General features: G+C 37.7%; 13 protein-coding genes. 11 read left to right on the top strand and 2 right to left on the bottom strand.

Annotated elements, in window-relative coordinates:
- Positions 1-181: 181 nt before the first annotated feature.
- From AC25Y5_RS02660 to AC25Y5_RS02610, 11 genes are all read left to right on the top strand, one after another.
- Positions 182-1,282: a hypothetical protein gene (locus AC25Y5_RS02660; protein WP_488138983.1), complete on the top strand. Its 1,101-nt coding sequence runs from the start codon at positions 182-184 to the stop codon at positions 1,280-1,282.
- A gap of 743 nt (positions 1,283-2,025) precedes the next feature.
- Positions 2,026-3,621: an aldolase catalytic domain-containing protein gene (locus tag AC25Y5_RS02655; RefSeq protein WP_488138982.1), complete on the top strand. Its 1,596-nt coding sequence runs from the start codon at positions 2,026-2,028 to the stop codon at positions 3,619-3,621.
- A gap of 26 nt (positions 3,622-3,647) precedes the next feature.
- The gene (locus tag AC25Y5_RS02650; protein WP_488138981.1) at positions 3,648-4,340 is read left to right on the top strand and encodes an inositol monophosphatase family protein; all 693 of its coding nucleotides are present in this window, start codon (positions 3,648-3,650) and stop codon (positions 4,338-4,340) included.
- A gap of 105 nt (positions 4,341-4,445) precedes the next feature.
- Entirely contained in the window at positions 4,446-5,441 is a 996-nt protein-coding gene (galE, locus tag AC25Y5_RS02645; RefSeq protein ID WP_488138980.1) for a UDP-glucose 4-epimerase GalE, read from the top strand.
- Between the two features lie 342 nt (positions 5,442-5,783).
- Positions 5,784-6,440 (top strand): acylneuraminate cytidylyltransferase family protein, encoded by a 657-nt coding sequence (locus AC25Y5_RS02640; RefSeq protein ID WP_488138979.1) that lies wholly within the window; start codon positions 5,784-5,786, stop codon positions 6,438-6,440.
- A 587-nt stretch (positions 6,441-7,027) separates the two neighbouring features.
- A complete protein-coding gene (locus AC25Y5_RS02635) occupies positions 7,028-8,755 on the top strand; it encodes a phospho-sugar mutase (protein ID WP_488139252.1) in 1,728 nt (575 codons plus the stop codon).
- 300 nt (positions 8,756-9,055) lie between these two features.
- Positions 9,056-9,277: a transcriptional regulator gene (locus tag AC25Y5_RS02630; protein ID WP_488138978.1), complete on the top strand. Its 222-nt coding sequence runs from the start codon at positions 9,056-9,058 to the stop codon at positions 9,275-9,277.
- Entirely contained in the window at positions 9,277-9,462 is a 186-nt protein-coding gene (locus tag AC25Y5_RS02625) for a LexA family protein (RefSeq protein ID WP_488138977.1), read from the top strand. The genes AC25Y5_RS02630 and AC25Y5_RS02625 overlap by 1 nt, the downstream gene beginning before the upstream one ends.
- Positions 9,462-10,718, top strand: coding sequence for a Y-family DNA polymerase (locus tag AC25Y5_RS02620; protein WP_488139251.1), 1,257 nt, complete (start codon positions 9,462-9,464; stop codon positions 10,716-10,718). Before AC25Y5_RS02625 ends, AC25Y5_RS02620 begins: the two co-directional genes overlap by 1 nt.
- Before the next feature lie 13 nt (positions 10,719-10,731).
- Complete coding sequence (locus tag AC25Y5_RS02615; RefSeq protein ID WP_488138976.1) at positions 10,732-11,061, top strand: YolD-like family protein; 330 nt, start codon at positions 10,732-10,734, stop codon at positions 11,059-11,061.
- Between the two features lie 1,372 nt (positions 11,062-12,433).
- Positions 12,434-15,916 (top strand): right-handed parallel beta-helix repeat-containing protein, encoded by a 3,483-nt coding sequence (locus tag AC25Y5_RS02610; protein ID WP_488138975.1) that lies wholly within the window; start codon positions 12,434-12,436, stop codon positions 15,914-15,916.
- A 586-nt stretch (positions 15,917-16,502) separates the two neighbouring features.
- Here the strand turns inward: AC25Y5_RS02610 and AC25Y5_RS02605 are convergent.
- Together AC25Y5_RS02605 and arcC are read right to left on the bottom strand one after the other, a co-directional pair.
- Complete coding sequence (locus AC25Y5_RS02605) at positions 16,503-17,738, bottom strand: allantoate amidohydrolase (RefSeq protein WP_482101022.1); 1,236 nt, start codon at positions 17,736-17,738, stop codon at positions 16,503-16,505.
- A gap of 64 nt (positions 17,739-17,802) precedes the next feature.
- Positions 17,803-18,753, bottom strand: a complete 951-nt coding sequence (arcC, locus tag AC25Y5_RS02600; protein WP_488138974.1) for a carbamate kinase — start codon at positions 18,751-18,753, stop codon at positions 17,803-17,805.
- Positions 18,754-19,436 lie beyond the last annotated feature (683 nt).

The raw sequence follows: 19,436 nt of genomic DNA, 5'->3' as shown, positions 1-19,436 counted from the left end.
AAATGATGCCTTTAGGAGAATGAGAATTCAATTAGTTCAACTGTGAGTCCTAGAGGTGGATTTTGAAAAGTGATAAAGAGCCATATTATTTATTGATAGGCTTTCTGATTGTTAACTTTGAATAAGGAGTTGATAGTCTTCCTTATAAAATAGAATTGTATACGTATAGGTGAACAGAGAAATGGATAGATATTCAATTAGGGGTGGAAAGATGAATAATTTATTTATTATGCATACTCAATATAATTTAATTTTAGCATGTGGAATAATTGAATCTAATTATAAACATGATCGAAATGATTTAATACTACATGCAGAATTTAAATTAGGTCAAAAACTTAAGGAGAAATTAAAAGGTATTTTTAGTAATATTTATTATGTGCAAGAGGAATTCAAATCATATAATTCGATTTTCAAAAAAGAATTTAGTCTTTACTTGAAAATAAAAAAATCAAAAGAAGTTTTTAATAACAAATATGATAATATTTTTTTAACTCAAGAAGAATATTATGACACTTTAGTACTTTCGAAGATAGGGGAATATTGTGAATTTAAATGTTTCGCTATTGAAGAAGACCCATATTTCTCTTTGAATAATAAGTACAATGAATTGGAAATTCAAGAATCTAAGAGTTTGAAAAGAAAGCTTTTAGATTTATTTCATAGTATTGTGTATGGAAAAAATACTTTTTATAAAAATGTGTATTCCTATGGTAGTAGTCCAATCTTCTCTAATGAATATGTTATGTTTCCCAAAGTTGTTAGAAGAGAACTGAAAAATAAGCTGTTACATGAAGTTACGCAAGAAATGATTATAAGTGGTGTAAGTAAGATATACGGGGATATAAAGTATGATTTTAATCAAAGTAACAAGTGTATATTGTTCTTTTTTGATCTTATATCAAGGTATGAAAATAAAAAAGATATAGAAAAATTAATTAATTTATTACTAGAAATTTGTGAAAATAGTGATATATCTTTTATATATAAATACCACCCAAGAGAGATTGAAAATTTCGAGTTAATTGAAAATAATAAATTTTGCTACAAATTATCAGCGATTGTCCCTAGTGAAAAAGTATTGGTAGACTTTTATGGTAAGGATGTAATTGTAATAGGGAATGCAACAACTGCAATTCAAGTATCTGCAAAATTAGGATTTAAAACTATTTCAATTGCAAAGTTAAATAAAATGGATAATCAAGCTGCTATAAGGGCTTTTAATAGTATGGAAATAAAGATACCAGAGAATATGAAAGAATTAATTAATGATATTAATTAATCCATCAATAATTATATTGAACTAATCATAATTTGAATTGCAAATCACCTAACATTTCTTTGTAAGCATATCAAAATTAAATTGAGTAATCAAAGAAAATAAATGAAAAAAATTAAGTGAAAACTGTTGCTTTTATACCAATTAAACTTAATAATGAGCGTTTACCTAATAAAAATATTTAGTCTCCTGATAATGGCGAGCTACTATTAAATTATATTTTGAAATCACTTGTAAGTATTTCAAATATTGACGAAGTTTATGTTTATTGTAGTAATGAAAAATCTGCGATCTTTTATCAACAGGGTTTAAGTTTCTTGAAAGAAGTGGATATCTTGATAGATCAGAAACAAAAATAAATGATGTTATTGGTGCATTTATTGATGATGTTGAAGCAAACATATATATTTCACTTCATGTCGCAGCACCATTTATAAAATAAGAAAGTATAAAAGTTGGAATACAAAAAGTCTTAAATAGAGATATGAGTCATCTTTTGCTGTTCAGAAAATACAAGAATTTTTATGGATGGATAATAATCCCTAAATTATAATCCAAGTTATATTTCAAGAACTTAGGATTTGGTACCTTATTATTCAAAAATATAATATGAGAATAGGATTTAAACCTTATTTAATTGAAGTTAGTAAAGTTGAAGGTATAGATATTGATGTGGAAGAAGTTTTTGATATTGCTAATGCTATAAACAACCTTTTTCTTTAGAGAAAAAATTAAGGAGACAAATAATGGGAAAAGTAAAGATTCTTGATTGTACCCTTCGTGACGGGGGATATATTAATGATTGGAATTTCGGAGAAAAAACAATAAAGAAAATAATTTCTAAATTATCTCAATCCAATATTGATATTATTGAATGTGGTTTTGTTACTGATATTAAATTTGATTATAATAAATCTTTATTTGACAGTGTAGAAAGAATAAGAGAATATATTGAACCAAAGAATGAAAAAGTTTCTTATGTAGGTATGATAGCACAGCCATACCCTGCAATTGAAAAAATTTCTGTTTGTGATCGAAAATCAATTGATGGTATCCGGGTAACTTTTCATGAAGATGAAATTGAAGAAGCCTTGATTTATGGTAAACAATTAATGGAGAAAGGATACATGGTGTATATTCAGCCGGTAGGGACAACGAGTTATTCTGATTCAAGTTTATTAGAGTTAATACAAAAAGTAAATGACTTGAAGCCGTATGCTTTTTATTTGGTTGATACTCTTGGAATCATGTATAAAAATGATCTTTTAAGAATGTTTCATCTTCTTGATAATAATCTTGAAGAATCAATTTCGATAGGTTTTCACTCACATAATAATTTACAATTATCTTTTTCTAATGCACAAGAACTATTAATGTTGCTTACTAAGAGAAATGTAATAATAGATTCTTCTGTTTTTGGTATGGGAAGAGGAGCAGGTAATTTATGTACGGAGCTAATAACACAGTATATTAATATGAATATAGAAGAAAAATATAATACAATTCCATTGTTGGAAATTTACGATGAACATTTAAGTAAAATATCCACTGATATTCAATGGGGTTATTCAATGCCATATTATATTGCAGCAGCTAATAATTGTCATCCAAACTATGCATCACATTTAATAAATAAGCAGACAATTTCTATAAAATCAATAAATACTATTTTGAAACAGCTTCCAATAGAAAAAAGAGACTTATTTGAAAAACAATATATTGAAGATTTATATATTAATTATCAGGTTCATTTTGTGGATGATTCAAATAATCTTCAAGCAATTAAGGAACTTGTTGGTGAAAAGAAAATACTTATCCTTGCACCAGGAAAGACTATTGAAACTCAAGAAAGTGAAATAAAGAATTTTATTAATGAAAATAACCCTTTTATTATCAGTGTTAATTTTAATCCTAATTCTTTTAAATGTGATGCTGTATTCTTTAGTAATCAAAAAAGAATTGAAAGTATGGATGATTTTATTAATGAAAAATCTGATGATACTAAAATTATAACTACATCAAATATAAAAACTTCAATCGTCAAATCTACCTTGGTTGTTAATTATTCAGAATTACTTGTTGAAAACACATCAATATCAGATAATGCAGGATTAATGTTACTAAATCTTTTAAACCATATTTCGATTACGAAGATATATCTAGCAGGATTTGATGGTTTTAGCTTGGATAAATCTATAAATTATTTTTCTGATGAGATTGTCAATAACGCAGAGATGTCAGGGTTAGTAAAGAGAAATGAAGCTATTAGTAACTATTTAAAGAGTATTAATAAGTATATGGGAATTCATTTTGTAACAAATTCTGCATACGATAAAAACTAATAAATTATTGATAGGGGGCTAATGATATGACGAAAAATGAAGTTCGCCTATTTTTAAATGAAGTTTGTGACTTGATCATGAACAATCTAAAAAAAGTTGAAGAAACACGGTACGATATTACATTAAAATTTGACGGAACCCCGGTCACTAAGTCTGATATTTTTATCGAAGAGCTGGTTCATAATTTTGTCCAACAAAAACTATCTAATGTTGTCTTTATTGGAGAAGAATCATTTGATCACAAAACAGTTTTAACTGATGGGTACATTGTTTTGATCGACCCTATTGATGGTACCGAAAATTTCTGCTCAGGTTTGAAAGAGTGGGGGGTATCCTTTGGCTTATGGGAAGGAAGTACTTTTCTTGGAAGTTTCTTATTGATGCCAGAGTTGAATCTTAAAATTATTACTGGAGATAAAGTAGAACCTATTCAGTCGCGGATTACCGGATTATCTTCTTCTATTACTGACGCAATCAGAGAAAGTATGCTTGAATCTGGTGAGTATCGAATAATGGGTTGTGCAGTTTATAATCTTTATAATGTCATTCATGGTTCTTACAATCGATTTATTAATCCTGAAGGAGCCTATGCGTGGGATCTTTTACCTGGAATAATGCTTGCACTAGAACATGGATGTCATGTAATACTTGATGGAAAAGTTTATACTGGAGGATTTCTAGATCCAAATAATAAATATAAAGTTGATATACGACGTTAAAATAGAAAGCTGAGGTCTACTCATTCTTAGTTAATATATTTAATAAGGTATACACTTATACGAATAAGCATAAAGTTTAAATTGAAATGAGGTCGAATAAGTCTGATGAATATCTTAGTAACTGGTGGTGCCGGATATATAGGTTCACACACATGCGTTGCTTTGCTTGAAGCCGGGCATTCAGTGATTGTAGCTGATAACCTCTTTAATAGTAAGCGTAATTCTATTAATAAAATACAACAACTTGCAGGTAAAGAAGTTATCTTTTATGAGATCGATGTAACGGATAAAGCTACAGTAGACAATATTTTTCAAAGCCATAAAATTGATGGTGTAATTCATTTTGCTGGTTTGAAAGCTGTTGGTGAATCAGTAGAGAAACCGTTAATGTATTATATGAATAATTTGGTGAGTACGATGGTGCTGGCTGAGGCTTGTTTGAAGTATGATGTTGGGCGTTTTGTGTTTAGTTCGTCTGCTACGGTTTATGGGGATAATCAAGTTCCATTTGTCGAGACGATGAGTTTATTGCCAACGACGAATCCTTATGGTGAAACGAAGGCAATGAGTGAGCGTATATTAACGGATATTGCAAATGTTAATCCTGGTTTTGCAGTGACTCTTCTTCGCTATTTTAATCCAGTTGGTGCGCATGAAAGTGGTTTAATTGGTGAAGCACCAAATGGTATTCCAAATAATTTAATGCCTTATGTAACGCAAGTGGCAAAAGGGAAATTAAAGCAGTTGCGTGTGTTTGGTAATGATTATTCTACAGTTGATGGGACAGGAGTACGCGATTATATTCATGTCGTGGATTTAGCTGTTGGGCATGTAGCAGCTATTGAGCGTTTGACGGACGGTGTTAATGTTTATAATATGGGCACAGGTCGTGGTACAAGTGTGTTAGAGCTAGTGAAAGCATTTGAAGAAGCTAATGGTATGGAAGTTCCTTATGAAATAGTGAAACGTAGGCCGGGTGATATTGCATCTTGTTATGCGAATGCATCAAAAGCTGAACGAGAATTAAACTGGACAGCAAAACTAAATATTGTTACTATGTGCCGAGATTCTTGGCAGTTTGAAAAGGGGGAGGGAAGGTAATAGTGTCAGGTGCCTGCATCGTAATAGTCTGGTAATATACTACACTTTAATATTTTAATACAGGAAGCAAACCATATCAATTTTGATTTAGTTTTTTGCTGTTTATAAATTAAATTAGGTGAATTGTCATATACGCGTGCTGTACAGACACGCCGCGCTATATCGGTAGTTTACGTTATAAACCGCTTTATTATTTGTGTGTGAGTAAATCTTGAAATTATAGAATTAAAAACTTAAAAAGATTTTTAGGTTGAAAACTTTAAGGTGTTTTTCAAACCTAAGATATAATCCATACTGCTAATGGTTATAAGCTTTTATTTTATCTGAAAAGGGAGTTTTAATATGTCTAAAGTAGTAGCATTTATGCCATTAAAGTTAAATAATGAAAGGCTTCCAAATAAAAATACAAAACCATTTGAAGGTGGCAGGCCTTTACTGAATTACATGTTAGATACATTAACTGAATGTAATTTTATTGATGAGATATATGTGTATTGTAGTAATGATAGTATTCAAGAGTATTTACCAAAAGGAGTGAAGTTTTTAAAAAGAAGTGAAAGTTTGGACTTAAATACAACATCAATTAATGAAGTAATGAGTTCATTTGCAGAGGATGTAAATGCCGATATTTTCGTCCTTGCTCATGCAACAGCACCATTTATAAAAAGAAAATCAATAGAAGAAGGTATATCCAAAGTTCTTAATGAAGGATATGATTCTGCATTTACTGTAAAAAAAATTCAGGAATTTTTATGGAAAGACAACAAGCCATTTAATTATTCAGTTGAAAATGTACCCCGTACTCAAGATTTAGTACCATTTTTCGCGGAAACTACGGGTATATATATTTATAAACAAGACCTAATAAAAAAGTATAACAGAAGAATAGGAGAAAATCCTTACTTAGTTGAAGTCTCAGATATTGAGTCAGTTGATATTAACAATCCTGATGATTTTTTAATAGCTGATGCGATATATTCAAAGGTTAATAAAAAGTAATTTCAGGTACCTATGCATGACTGTGTTCTGAAAATACAATACAACACAACTATATAATAATAATAATAATAATAATATGACGGTCAGATATATAGGCAAATTTCTGATATTAATTTATGTTTATTCAAGTGTTTCAGTTGTTCGACTTTTTGTTAAGCGTAGGTACCCAGATTACTAATAACTCAAAAAATAAGTGTTATTATTGTTGCAAATGGGTTGGCGGACGAGATTATCGGCGGATAAGGTTTATACGAGGGATTTGTTTAGCCGGGACTAAGCCTAAATGATTTTTAAACGACCCTACAGATTGTACTCAGAAGGTAAAAATAGTTGTGCATAGAATAATAATAGATCAGCCGGGACAAGTTGTAATTTCACGATTCTACTTTGATAATACTTCCGGTCGGATTATCAAATGGGTACCTTTCATTAGGTACCTTTCGTTTTGATATCACACGCAATGAGTATCTATTTGTTAGGTATGAATCCATTCGTCTCTCCAAGTATCGGGTCATATAAGAATAAGACGTTTGAATTGTTGGGGGAATTTATTGAATGAATAGGAGGTTTTAATTTTGGGAACATATATGCATGTTTTTGAGAGATGGATGCAAGAGAGTTCAATGCCGAATGAGTTGCAGCATGAACTGAGATTCATTATGCGTACTAACGAAGAAATAGAAGACAGGTTTTATCAATATCTATCGTTCGGGACAGGCGGAATGCGTGGGTTGCTGGGAGCAGGAACAAACCGGATGAACGTATATACAATCCGTCGCGTCGCGGAAGGACTAGCTCAGCAAATCATTGCGTCTGGAGAAGATGCTAAGCGTCGTGGCGTTGTGATTGCCTATGACACGCGTCACTATTCGAATGACTTCGCTTTGGAAACCGCGAAAACAATAGGGAAGCATGGAATTCGAGTTTTCTTGTTCAAAGAAAGTCGACCAACACCTGAACTATCATTCGCTATGAGGCATTTGAATGCATTTGCAGGCGTTGTCATAACAGCAAGTCATAACCCTGCACAGTACAACGGGTTTAAAGTGTACGGGGAAGACGGAGGACAACTACCGCCAGATGCCGCAGACGGAATTGTTCAGCATATGGTAGAGATTGAAGACTTGTTTGCTATTCAAACGGCTAACGAGGAAGCGCTACTTCAAAGTGGAATGCTGACTTACATATTGGAAGAGATTGACGAAGCTTATCAAGAATGTCTTCTTACATTGAGGGAAGATACAGGGGCCATTGAAGCGTACGGGAAGGACATGTCCATCGTCTATACACCACTCCATGGATCGGGGCTTGTACCTGTCGCTGAAGGGCTTCATAACTTTGGATTTAACAACGTATATGTAGTGCCAGAACAAGCTATACAGGATTCTAGATTTCCAACGGTGGTCTATCCTAACCCAGAAGAGCGTGATGCATTTGAATTAGCGATTCAACTAGGCAAAGAAAAAGGTGCCGATTTGTTACTTGCGACAGATCCGGACGCAGACCGTCTTGGCGTGGCAGTCCAAAACCGGGATGGAGAATACGAATTACTTACTGGGAACCAGCTTGGCGCACTTTTATTACACTACTTACTTATGCAGAAAAAACGAAAAGCTACGCTACCGGAAAACGGCGTCGTTATGAAGACGATTGTCACTTCGGAATTCGGTCGTGCTGTTGCTGCAAAATTCGAGATTCCTACGATTGATACACTGACTGGCTTCAAATTTATCTCCGAGAAGATTGAGGAATTTGAAAAGAGTGGTGAATATCAATTTTTATTCGGATACGAAGAAAGCTATGGCTTTTTGATTGGCATATTCGCACGGGATAAGGATGCAGTCCAGGCTGCGTTGTTGACTGCGGAAATGGCTGCGTATTATAAGTCTATTGGTAAATCGCTGTATGATGGCCTGATGGAGCTATATGATGAGCTTGGTCATTACCGGGAAGCGATGGAGTCGTTAACGCTTACAGGGAAAGATGGACAAGAGAAGATTGCGGTAATTATGGAAGAACTTCGTCAGGATCCGCCGCTATCCATAGCTGGCATTGCTGTTAGTGCTATTGAGGATTATCAAGCGGGGACAAGACGTTTTGGGGATGGAACGATCGAGAAATTGACGTTGCCAAAAGCGGATGTTTTAAAGTTCTTACTTGAGGATGGTTCTTGGGTATGTGTTAGACCTTCTGGGACTGAGCCGAAGTGTAAGTTTTACTTTGGGGTGCGGAAGGATACGGCGGAAGAGGCTGTGACAGCGATAGAAGTTTTGGTGGAAGATATAATGGATCTTGTTGATAGTCTGGAATTTTAAGCGAGAATAACTTTCGTTGTGTAGTCTTATCAAATTAATTTTAGGTATCTGTGCGAGAAACTGTTCCGACCATTTACTACAATTACATATTGATAAGGCGAGGACTAGTTATTTATTACAATTTCTAATCTCGTTTGAATTTTTATCTAATTGTTTGAATTGTTCATTGTTGCACAGGTACCGATTTTAAGTCGGACACTTAGCAAAGAGCCCAATTCTGGTAACTCTTGTTAAGTGTTTATTTGTCGTTGCAATACGAACGTATATTCCATATACTGATTAAAAGAGGAGGGAACAGATGTGCGTGTTGAATTGATTAAGTCGATGGATCGGAATTATGTCATAGATATGATGTACATATCAAAAGACGGTGAAATAAGCAAACGTAGAATCAAGGTGCTACAGGTGGGTGAGGTATCATTCCGAGCCTATTGTCATCTTCGCGGATCCAGAAGAACTTTTACGATTGATAACGTGCTGGCGCTTGTTCCTGTCATTCGAAAAGAAAAGGTGGTTATTTAATGAGTAGTCGACAACTAGAAATGTATGATTTATTGAAAAATCAGTACCCACCGACAATAAGAGAAATCACAACAGCTGTTGGATTGAAATCTCCTTCTACAGTTCATGGTCATTTAGACAAAATGAGGGGTAATGGTTATATTGACTTTGTTAATACAGCACGCACACTGCGAATAGTCGCATGATGGACTACAGCGAGTTTCCAAACAAACAAATCGCCTGTATCGACATGATGAGTTTCTATGCTAGTTGCATGGCGTCGATACACAATTTGGATGTTCGTACTGTTCCTATTGCGGTGGTCGGTAATTTTAAACAAAAGGGGAGTGTTGTACTGGCTGCATCACCCCCAATGAAGAAGCGATTTAGAGTGAAAACGGGAACGAGGCTTTTTGAAATTCCGGATCACCCCGATATTCGTTTGTTCGAACCGAAGATGACCTTTTTTCTAGAAATGTCTATGTCTATTACTCGTATACTCCACAAATATGTTCCAGCAGAAGCTATCCATGTTTACAGTGTGGACGAATCTTTTGTAGATCTTTCAGGCACTGAGAAGCTATGGGGCGATCCGGTAGAAACGATTAAAGAAATACAAGCAGAAATACTTGAAACGTTAAATTTACCGTCCACAGTTGGAATGGGTCCGAACATGTTGATGGCGAAGCTTGCGCTTGATCTAGAAGCGAAGAAAACCAGTTTTGCGAAGTGGGAATTTGAGGATGTACCGTCGAAGCTATGGCCAGTTGCTCCGTTGAGTGAAATGTGGGGAATTGGCCGACAGACGGAGAAAACTTTGAATAATATGGGTATCTTCTCAGTTGGCGATCTTGCGCACACACCGCTTGAACGACTCGAGAAAAAGTTTGGTGTAATGGGAAATCAATACTATCATCACGCCTGGGGGATTGACCTGTCTGAGTTGGGCGCACCTCTACTGGAAGGTCAAATGAAGAGTTACGGTAAGGGTCAAACGCTTTACAGGGATTATGTAACCCGTGAATCGGTTCTTGTCGTCATATTAGAAATGTGTGAGGATGTTTCTCGTCGCGCAAGGGGAGCTGGGAAAGAGGGGAGGACCGTTCATCTGGGGATAGGATATAGCAAGCATGCTTTGGGTGGTGGATTTAGTCGGTCGTTATCAATCGAGGAAGCTACAAACGATACGATGAAAATCTACCGGACTTGTGTAGCTCTTTTCGACAAATTTCATGATGATCGTCCCGTACGGAAAATTAGTATCTCAATTACCAATTTAGAAGATGAAACATCCATGCAGTTGAGCTTATTCGATGGAGATAAGTTGAGAAACCGTGAGTTAGGCGCAGTTATGGATAGCATTCGGAATAAGTATGGATCCACAGCTATATTGAGGGCTGTTTCTCTAACGGATGACGGGACCGCAATCGGACGCTCTAAATTGGTTGGCGGACATAAGTAATGGGAGGTATAGCATGATTCGAGATCGCGGAAATATTAAATGGACGGCATTGATGTTGCCGGAGCATATTGTAGAATTGAGAAATTGGATGGATCAGGAGCATTATGTTGAATGCCCGGAACTCAGTGAGTGGGATATACAATCTATCCAGGAAGAAATTGAATTAGCGTATAAACGCAAATGCCAAACGTTGATTAAGACTTGGAAGGACGGCAAGATTATGACACGCGGAGCCATAGTAGAAGTAATTGATATGCAGTCTAGCTATATTGTGCTCGTTAACCCCTTTGGACCTGAGAGGATTCCATTTTCAGATATAGTCAGCGCACAATGTATGGAATGAAAAACAACGAACCATGACCGCTCATATATCGTTTAGTACCGCCCGAAGCCCGTGGCTAACCGCTTATATATCGGTTTGGAACGCCCGAAGCCCGTGGCCGACCGCTCATATATCGTTAAGGCCCGCCCGAAGCCCGGGGCTGAGCGCTCATATATCGTTTAGGCCCGCCCGAAGCCCGCTGCTGACCGCTCATATATTGTTTAGGCCCGCCCGAAGCCCGCGGGTGACCGCTCATATATCGTTTAGGCCCGCCCTAAGCCCGCGGGCGACCGCTCATATATTGTTTAGGCCCGCCCGAAGCCCGCGGGCGACCGCTCATATATCGTTAAGGACCGCCCGAAGCCCGTGGCTACCGCTCATAAATTTTCAGGTACCTGTGCAAGAAACTGCTCTGGAAATTCACTACAATTACATATTTATAAGACGTGGATTAGGTATTTACTTCAATATCTAATCTTCTTTGCGTTTTTATACAATTGGGTGAATTGTTCGTTGTTGTTTTTTGCACAGGCACCCACACAATTATTCTAAAAAGCGGATCTTCCAGTTTTGCTTGCTATATTGTCATGATGAGAACATTCACCAATTATTAATCTCTAAGGAATACTGGTGTTTCATATAACTTCCTTTCAAGTTGTTTTTGTACTTCGTAACTAGCAATTTCTCCTCCACTTGATACAGATATCCATTCTATATTAAAAAGGCTAATTAAAGCCTTCAATAATTCGTCCCAGCATATATCAATAGGAGAAACGCCGATATCAATTCTTTCTATGGTTTCAAAGATTTTTTGCTTTGCTATAGGAGTAACATTCTGTAGGCGAATGGTGTGAAATTTCCTTTCTCTATGTCAAAACGAGTCCACGCTTGCCATAATGCAGCTCTTCCTGTTTGTCTAAAACTTTCCTGGTCACGGTAAATGTTGAGAGTGCGGATGGATGCTGATATCATCGGTTCGTACTGGTTCAAAACCTCTTCAAAATTATTCACGACTGCGGTGCTTTCGACCGTGCACGATTCTTTTATTCCCGGGTGCTTTCATCGTAGAATATTGGGAATGCCGAATCCAATCGTCAATTAGTGGAAATGGAGCTCAAAACAAGCGGTTTGAGTAGTCAAAACCATCACTTTGGAGTCTCAAAGTGATGGTTTTGAAGTATTTAAAGAATGTCTATTTTAAGTACAAGAACATAGTGATTTGAAGGGTACCTTAAAATTTTGCTATTTACTCTTGTTCACAAGCAGTTCTTTACTCTGTCCCTAGGCTTACTAGTATACTTAACTGATGATAGAACTCATTCGTATAATTGTGTTTAGAAAAGTATAAAGTATAGAAATCAATTGAATTTACTAATAGAAAGTGGGAAGATACGTGGCAATAATTCAAGTGTCTCAGCGTGAAGGATCAAACTACAAAACCATTCAGGTTGCAGTAGAGGCAGCTCTACCAGGAGATACAGTGGAAGTTGATGAAGGTGTTTATTATGAACATGTAACAATCGATAAGCTGCTCGTTCTTCGAAGTTCAGAAGGTGAAGCGAGCTCAGTTCGTCTAACAGGAAGTGTTCGTATCGCGTCAACGGAAGAAGTGCGTATCGAATCGATCAGTATTGGAGGAGGCACTGGTCCAGTGGACTATGGTTTACATATCGAATCAGGAGATGTAACGCTTCACCACTGTCTCTTCTATGAGATTCAAGGAGTTGCAATGCGAGTTGATGCAGCTGCAAAAGTATCCGCAGAGCATTCGATCTTTCAAAAAAATATACAAGGGATTGAGGTATTAGGGCGTTTGGCTTTGTTCGAATGCATAGTAGAAGACACGATCAAGTCTGCACAAATTAGTGTGCGCGCGGGAGGAGAAGTCGCGGTAACGAATTCCGGAATTTTAAGCGGGCAAGAAGAAGGCCTTTGCTTGTATGAAACGAGTCGAGCAACAATCACCAAAAGTTCATTCATCGGAAATCGCGGGGTTCAACTTCGTTTGGAACAAGACAGTTCTATGGACGTAGAAAGTACGAATTTTTATTTTGGACATGTCCAAGGAATCTATTGTGATCAATCTAAGGGTGTCCTGAAAAATTGTGTCTTTAAAAACCAAAGTTTGGAGCATGTAGCATTTACGAATGGATCCCATATCGAAGTCGAGGCAAGTACGTTTGAAAATGGTGAGGCTGAAGGAATGAACGTCAGTGGTTCATCAGTTGAGCTATCCGACTCACAGTTTAAAAACCAAAAAGGAGACCAAATTTCCTGTAACGAACAAAGCAAACTCTCGATTACAAAAACACAGATCCTTTCGGGTGAGTCTAGAGGAATTGTGTCCGGAAATTCCACGTGTACACTCATCGAATCTGAAGTGAAGTACAATCAGATGACGCAACTCTCTGCGTTTACTCAAAGCGTGTTCACGATTCTGGGTTGTGAAATTGAGAGTGGAAACAATAAAGGAGTTTACGTGACAAGTAGTCAAGTGACTATTTCGGATTCTCTTATTAGCCATCATAGTGGTGTACAGATTTTTGCTTCTGAACAATCGGAAGTAATTCTGTCGGCGACCGAAGTAAAGAGTGGGGATAGTGCAGGGATATTTGTGAAAGAATCCGAGTTGACGGCAGCCAATTGCATCATCTTCGGTCATAAGGGATCCAACGTTGTACTCAGTGCTGCGGCTAAAGCAGAAATTACCGATTGTAGAATATCGAGTGGCGATAAGAACGGCATACTTGCAGGTCCTGAAGTAGTTATTTCATTAGAACGGTCAATTTTGTTCAATCATAAAAGGCCACAAATAAGAGCAACGGAATCTGCAGAAGTCTTTATAACGGAGTGTGAAATCTATGACGGTAAATCGTCAGGAATCGTCTTGAGTCAGGTGGAGCGTACTGAAGTGACCGTAACTCGAGTACATGGTCATCAAGATGATCAAATCATCTTGCAAGATTGTTCGGATGCTGTATTCACTGGGGTGCAAGTGATGAATGGAAAGAAGGCTGGACTGAGACTCGAGCGTTCGGTTCCGGTTCTTAACGACTGTTCTTTTGAGAACAACCAAGCAGGAGATTTAGTTCGTTGGGATGACAGTGTTCCTGTGCTCACCGATACGGACTTGCAGGTTCCACCAATCACTAGTAAATTAGGCGGCAGTGCTGGACATTCCTCTACTGTAGATTCATCACCTACTGATCAGATGGATGTTTTCATGAATGGTTTGAACGGGTTTATTGGACTGGAAGATGTGAAAAACAAAATCCAGGAGTTTAAAAACGTAAGCGACATTAATCAATTCAAATTAGAGCGTGGAATGAAAGTTAATCCGATGGTAGCGCCTCATATGGTCTTTCAAGGTAATCCGGGTACTGGTAAAACGACAGTCGCTCGGCTTATAGGAAAGATTTTTAAAGAACTAGGTTTATTAAAGACAGGCCACGTAACTGAAGTGAAGCGAGAAGATCTCGTTGGAACGCATGTTGGTGAATCAGAAGAACGAACGAAAGTAATTATTAAGGAAGCTATGGGTGGCGTCCTCTTTATAGACGAAGCGTATACGCTTGCAGCAGGGGGCAATTCTAGTAATGATTTCGGAAAAAAAGTAATTGAAACGTTGCTTCCTGCAATGGAAAATTCTCGCGGTGAATTCATTGTCATCGCGGCAGGCTATACCGAAGAAATGAACCGTTTCCTAGCGTCTAATCCGGGATTGAAAGATCGTTTTACTGAAAAGATTCACTTTCAAGACTATACACCAGATGAGTTGCTTCAAATCTTCTTAAGCCAGTGTGAAGGAAGCTATGTGCACACTCCTGCTGCCAAACAAGCAGTTTATGAGGAGTTCGTGGAACGTTATCGTATCCGCGATGAAACATTTAGTAACGCTCGAATGGCACGTATACTATACGATCAAATCGGGCTTGCTCAGTCGATGAGAATTGCGAAATTTCCGCGTGAAGAGTGGACGGAAAAGGTATTGACGACGTTTGAAGAACAAGACGTTGTACAAGCGGTACAAGAGCATGGAGTGAAGACGTACGAAGTTCCAATCGATGAAGTACTACTCGCCCATAAACGTGCAGAACTCCATCAGTTTATCGGCCTTGGTTCTGTGAAGGCTGAAATAGATAAAATGATTGAATTAATGAGATACTACAAACGAGAAAATCATTCTACGGAGAAATTGATGAACCACACGCTGTTGATTGGTAAACCAGGGACAGGTAAAACCGAGGTCGGTCGTGTGCTCGCTGGTATTTATCAAGCGCTTGGATTATTAGAACGAGGCGATCTGATTGAAGTAGATCGCAGCGATTTAGTCGGTAGTCATATTGGTGAAACGGAGAAGCTGACAGCCGGGCTGATTGAACGAGCGATGGGTAGTGCGTTATTTATTGATGAAGCGTACACACTTGCGAGTGGTGGAGAGAATGACTTCGGGAAAAAAGTAGTGGAAGTGTTGCTGAAAAAAATGTCCGATCGACAAGGCGAGTTCCTATTAATTGCCGCAGGGTACGAAAAAGAAATGAATCGTTTCTTAGACAGCAACCCCGGACTCCGTCGACGTTTCGGACTAACGTTCCATTTTGAGGATTATACACCAAAGGAATTAATGGAGATTACCGACCTCTATAGTAAAGGGTACGGCATAACAGATGAAGCAAAGAGTGCATTAGTTCGTCACTATGAAGAGATTTATGCGCGTAGAGATAGTCATTTCGGAAATGCCGGTCTTGCAAAAAAAATAGCGAGAGAAATGACGCGTAAAGTCGATTATCGAATGGCTGTGGCGAGCAATAAACAAAATAGGCTTGCGCTCGAAAAAGAAATTACGAAGGATGATTTAGTTTTGTTGGAGAGTTGAATGATTTGTTGTTTTAATACACAGGTACTGCAAAAAAGCCATTGGAATAAAAATTTCAGGTACCTGTGCAAGAAATTATTTTGACAATTCACTACAATTACATATTTATGAAAAGGAGATTAGATAGGTACCTAACTATCTAATCTTTATTGGGTTTTTATACAATTGGTTGAATTGTTTGTTGTATTTTGTTGCACAAGTACACAAACAATTAAGTATCCTCTTCCACAACTTGCTTGTACGTGAGGCAGTACTTAAAAGCGATGCCTGTGCACCGCACAATTCAGACACTAATCAGACAATTAGGAAGGTGAATGAAAGGGGTGTAAACGATAAACTAAAGTGAGCTGTTCTCCACAAATGATTTTTACCACGCTTGTACAAAATGTTATCCATCATACTGATATAGTATCGAAATGGAGAGCGGGGAAAATTTCAGGTACTGTGCGCGAAACTACTCCGGCAATTCACTGCAATTACATATTTATGAACAGGAGATTAGATAGGTATTTGATTATCTAATCTATAATGGCTTTTATACAATTGGGTGAATTGTTCGTTGTTTTTGTTGCAGGTACTAGGTCGGTTACTCGACTACTGCAAAACGAAGAACTGCCTCTTCCAATACGTCAATTCCGATTAAGATATCTTCAATCGCTGTGTATTCATTTGGATGGTGACTGATTCCGTCTACGGATGGAACAAAAAGAAGCCCTACAGGACATAACCGGGTCATGTTCATGGCATCATGGCCAGCCCCACTCTGCATGAGTTGATAGGGAATATTCTTGTCCTTACAAACCATTTCTAGCGCATTATTAATTTCTGGGGATAGAAGCACAGGCTCCTCAGAACTAATTTCAATACTTTCTATCTCGAGTTTTCTATTCTCTTTAATGGAAGTTATCGTTTGCACTAAATGATCTTGCACGCGTTGCCTTGATGTTAACGAAGTGGATCTCATATCAATTTTCAATTCCACATCTCCTGGCACGACGTTCATAGCCCCATTGAACACCTCCATAACGCCTAGTGTAGCGACAGTACCAAAGTCTTCCTCTGCCTTCGCGACTTTTTCAAGTTCCAAGGCAATTTCCGCTGCCCCAAGAAGCGCATCTTTTCTCATATTCATCGGAGTCGTGCCTGAATGCGATGCTTTACCTGTTATTCTAACAATTAGTCTAACCGGAGCGGCAATTCCTGTAACAATACCGATTTTTTTATGATTATTGACTAATACTGGACCTTGCTCGATATGCAATTCAAAAAAAGCTTTAAATTCCTCATTCACTCGACTTGCCTGATCGATACCATTAATATCAAGTGCACAATAAGATAGTGCATTTTCTAATGTAATGCCATCTTTGTCTTTCAAATGTCGATATTTATCTTTTTCAAATTGCCCTGTCATCGCTTTGCTTCCAACTGTTGATACGCCAAAACGGGATGATTCTTCGCACGCAAATGAAATCACTTCAATCGGATGGTTCGTTTCAATCTTTTTTTCATTTAGGCGTTTGATCACTTCTAATGCAGCTGTGACGCCCAGCACACCATCGTATTTCCCGCCCTGGTAAACGGTGTCTAAATGAGAGCCCATGGCAACAGGAGGGAGCCCTTCAATCTTTCCTTCCCGTCTGGCAATAACATTTCCACAAGAATCCATGCGTATATCAAGATTTTCAGCCTTGCACATCCGCATAAAAGCATGGGTACATGTTTGCTCCTCGTTGGAGTAAGCAATTCTTGTAATTCCCTTATCACCTGCATTGTATTGATTTATATTTGCAAATAATGCTTCAAATCTTTTTCTTCTATCCATGCCCGTAACCTCCGATTATCTATTTTCGTCTTAGCTTGAAGAAAGAGTATACGATTTAAAGCACTCATTTAATGATATGTGTCCCTGCTTTTTCATTGATTGCGTCTTTTAAACTTTCGGTATTCGTAATGATAACTCTCATCCCGCTCTCCTCCAAAAAGCTTAAGCTTGCTTCAATTTTAGGCAGCATACTCCCTTCAGGAAAATGGTTTTCAAGTACATATTGCTTTGTCTGTGAAATTGTAATGATCTCCAGTTCTCTTTGGTTGGGTTTACCAAAGTTAATACAGACCCTTGATACACCCGTTGTAATAATTAACGTATCTGCGTTAATTTGTTCCGCTAACAGACTTGTCGCAAAGTCTTTATCGATAACTGCATCTATGCCTTCGTATGTATGATCTTCCCGCTGTACAACAGGGATTCCACCACCACCCACTGCAATAACAACAAAATTTGAGTCAATGAGGGACTTAATGGCATCCTTTTCAAGTATATTAATTGGTTTAGGGGATGGTACCACACGCCGGTATCCTCTTCCGGAGTCCTCAATAAATTTCCATTCCGGATGTGTTGCCTTCATAAGCTCAGATTGTTCAAAGGTATAAAATGATCCCACAGGTTTTGTTGGATTTTTAAAGTTGGGATCATCTGAACTTACTTCAACCCGAGTTAGAAGAGTAGCAACTTTTTTATCAATACCCCTTCTTGCAAATTCATTTGTTAATGCCTGTTGAATTTGATAGCCAATCCCGCCTTGTGTATCCGCTACACAATTAACGAGCGGGATTAAAGGCATTCCTTCTTGTTCACGTGCAATTTCAGACCTTCGAAGACCGAAACCTACCTGTGGGCCATTTCCGTGTGTAACGACAACTTTGTAGCCTTCTTCCACCATATCGGCAATATTAATAACCGTTTTTTGCACTACTTCATATTGATCCTGAATTGAATCAAAGCCATTCCCTTTAACCAACGCGTTTCCGCCAATGGCAACAATTATTACTCCACTCACCCGTGTTCCTCCTATAATACGTATGTATTGTTCTAGCTGCAGTTTGTGTGCTCGTCTGCCCAGTAGCTCAAATTCAAGCTCATAGGAAATGGATCCTTCATAGTCATGATTATATACGGGATTTCAATAATTACATACAAAAACCCAAAATCTCACAAAGCGATGCCTGTGCACCACGCAATTCAGTTAAGGACCGCCCGAAGCCCGTGGCCGCCCGCTCATATATGGGTTTGGACTGAATCCCGTGGCCGCCCGCTCATATATCGGTTTGGACCGCCCGAATCCCGAGGTCGCCCGCTCATATATCGGTTTGGACCGCCCGAATCCCGTGGCCGACCGCCCATATATCGGTTTGGACCGTCCGAATCTGTCTGGCTTATTGCGGGAGGCATCCCCAAGCGTTGTTGGTAGGATTCTTTATGTCAACATATAATCGTTGTTATTTTCATTATAAATATAAGTACCCCATAAGAGAGACTTTTTTAAAGTGTCTATCTTATAGGGTACATTTTAGAAAGTGGCTGGAGTTTTTTCATTTTCAATCCGATTTTCCACCAACTTTTGTTGAGTTGGCGATGGAATCAACTCGTTTTACTTTCGCAACCGCATAAATTTTGAATGTGTTCGGTGTTGCGCTTCAAGCCCTAGCAGTCCTACTACATTCTTCTGATAAAAATAATTTC

It is taken from the genome of Sporosarcina sp. Y1011, from assembly GCF_057669885.1.
This window is presented reverse-complemented; position numbering and strand designations above follow the sequence as displayed.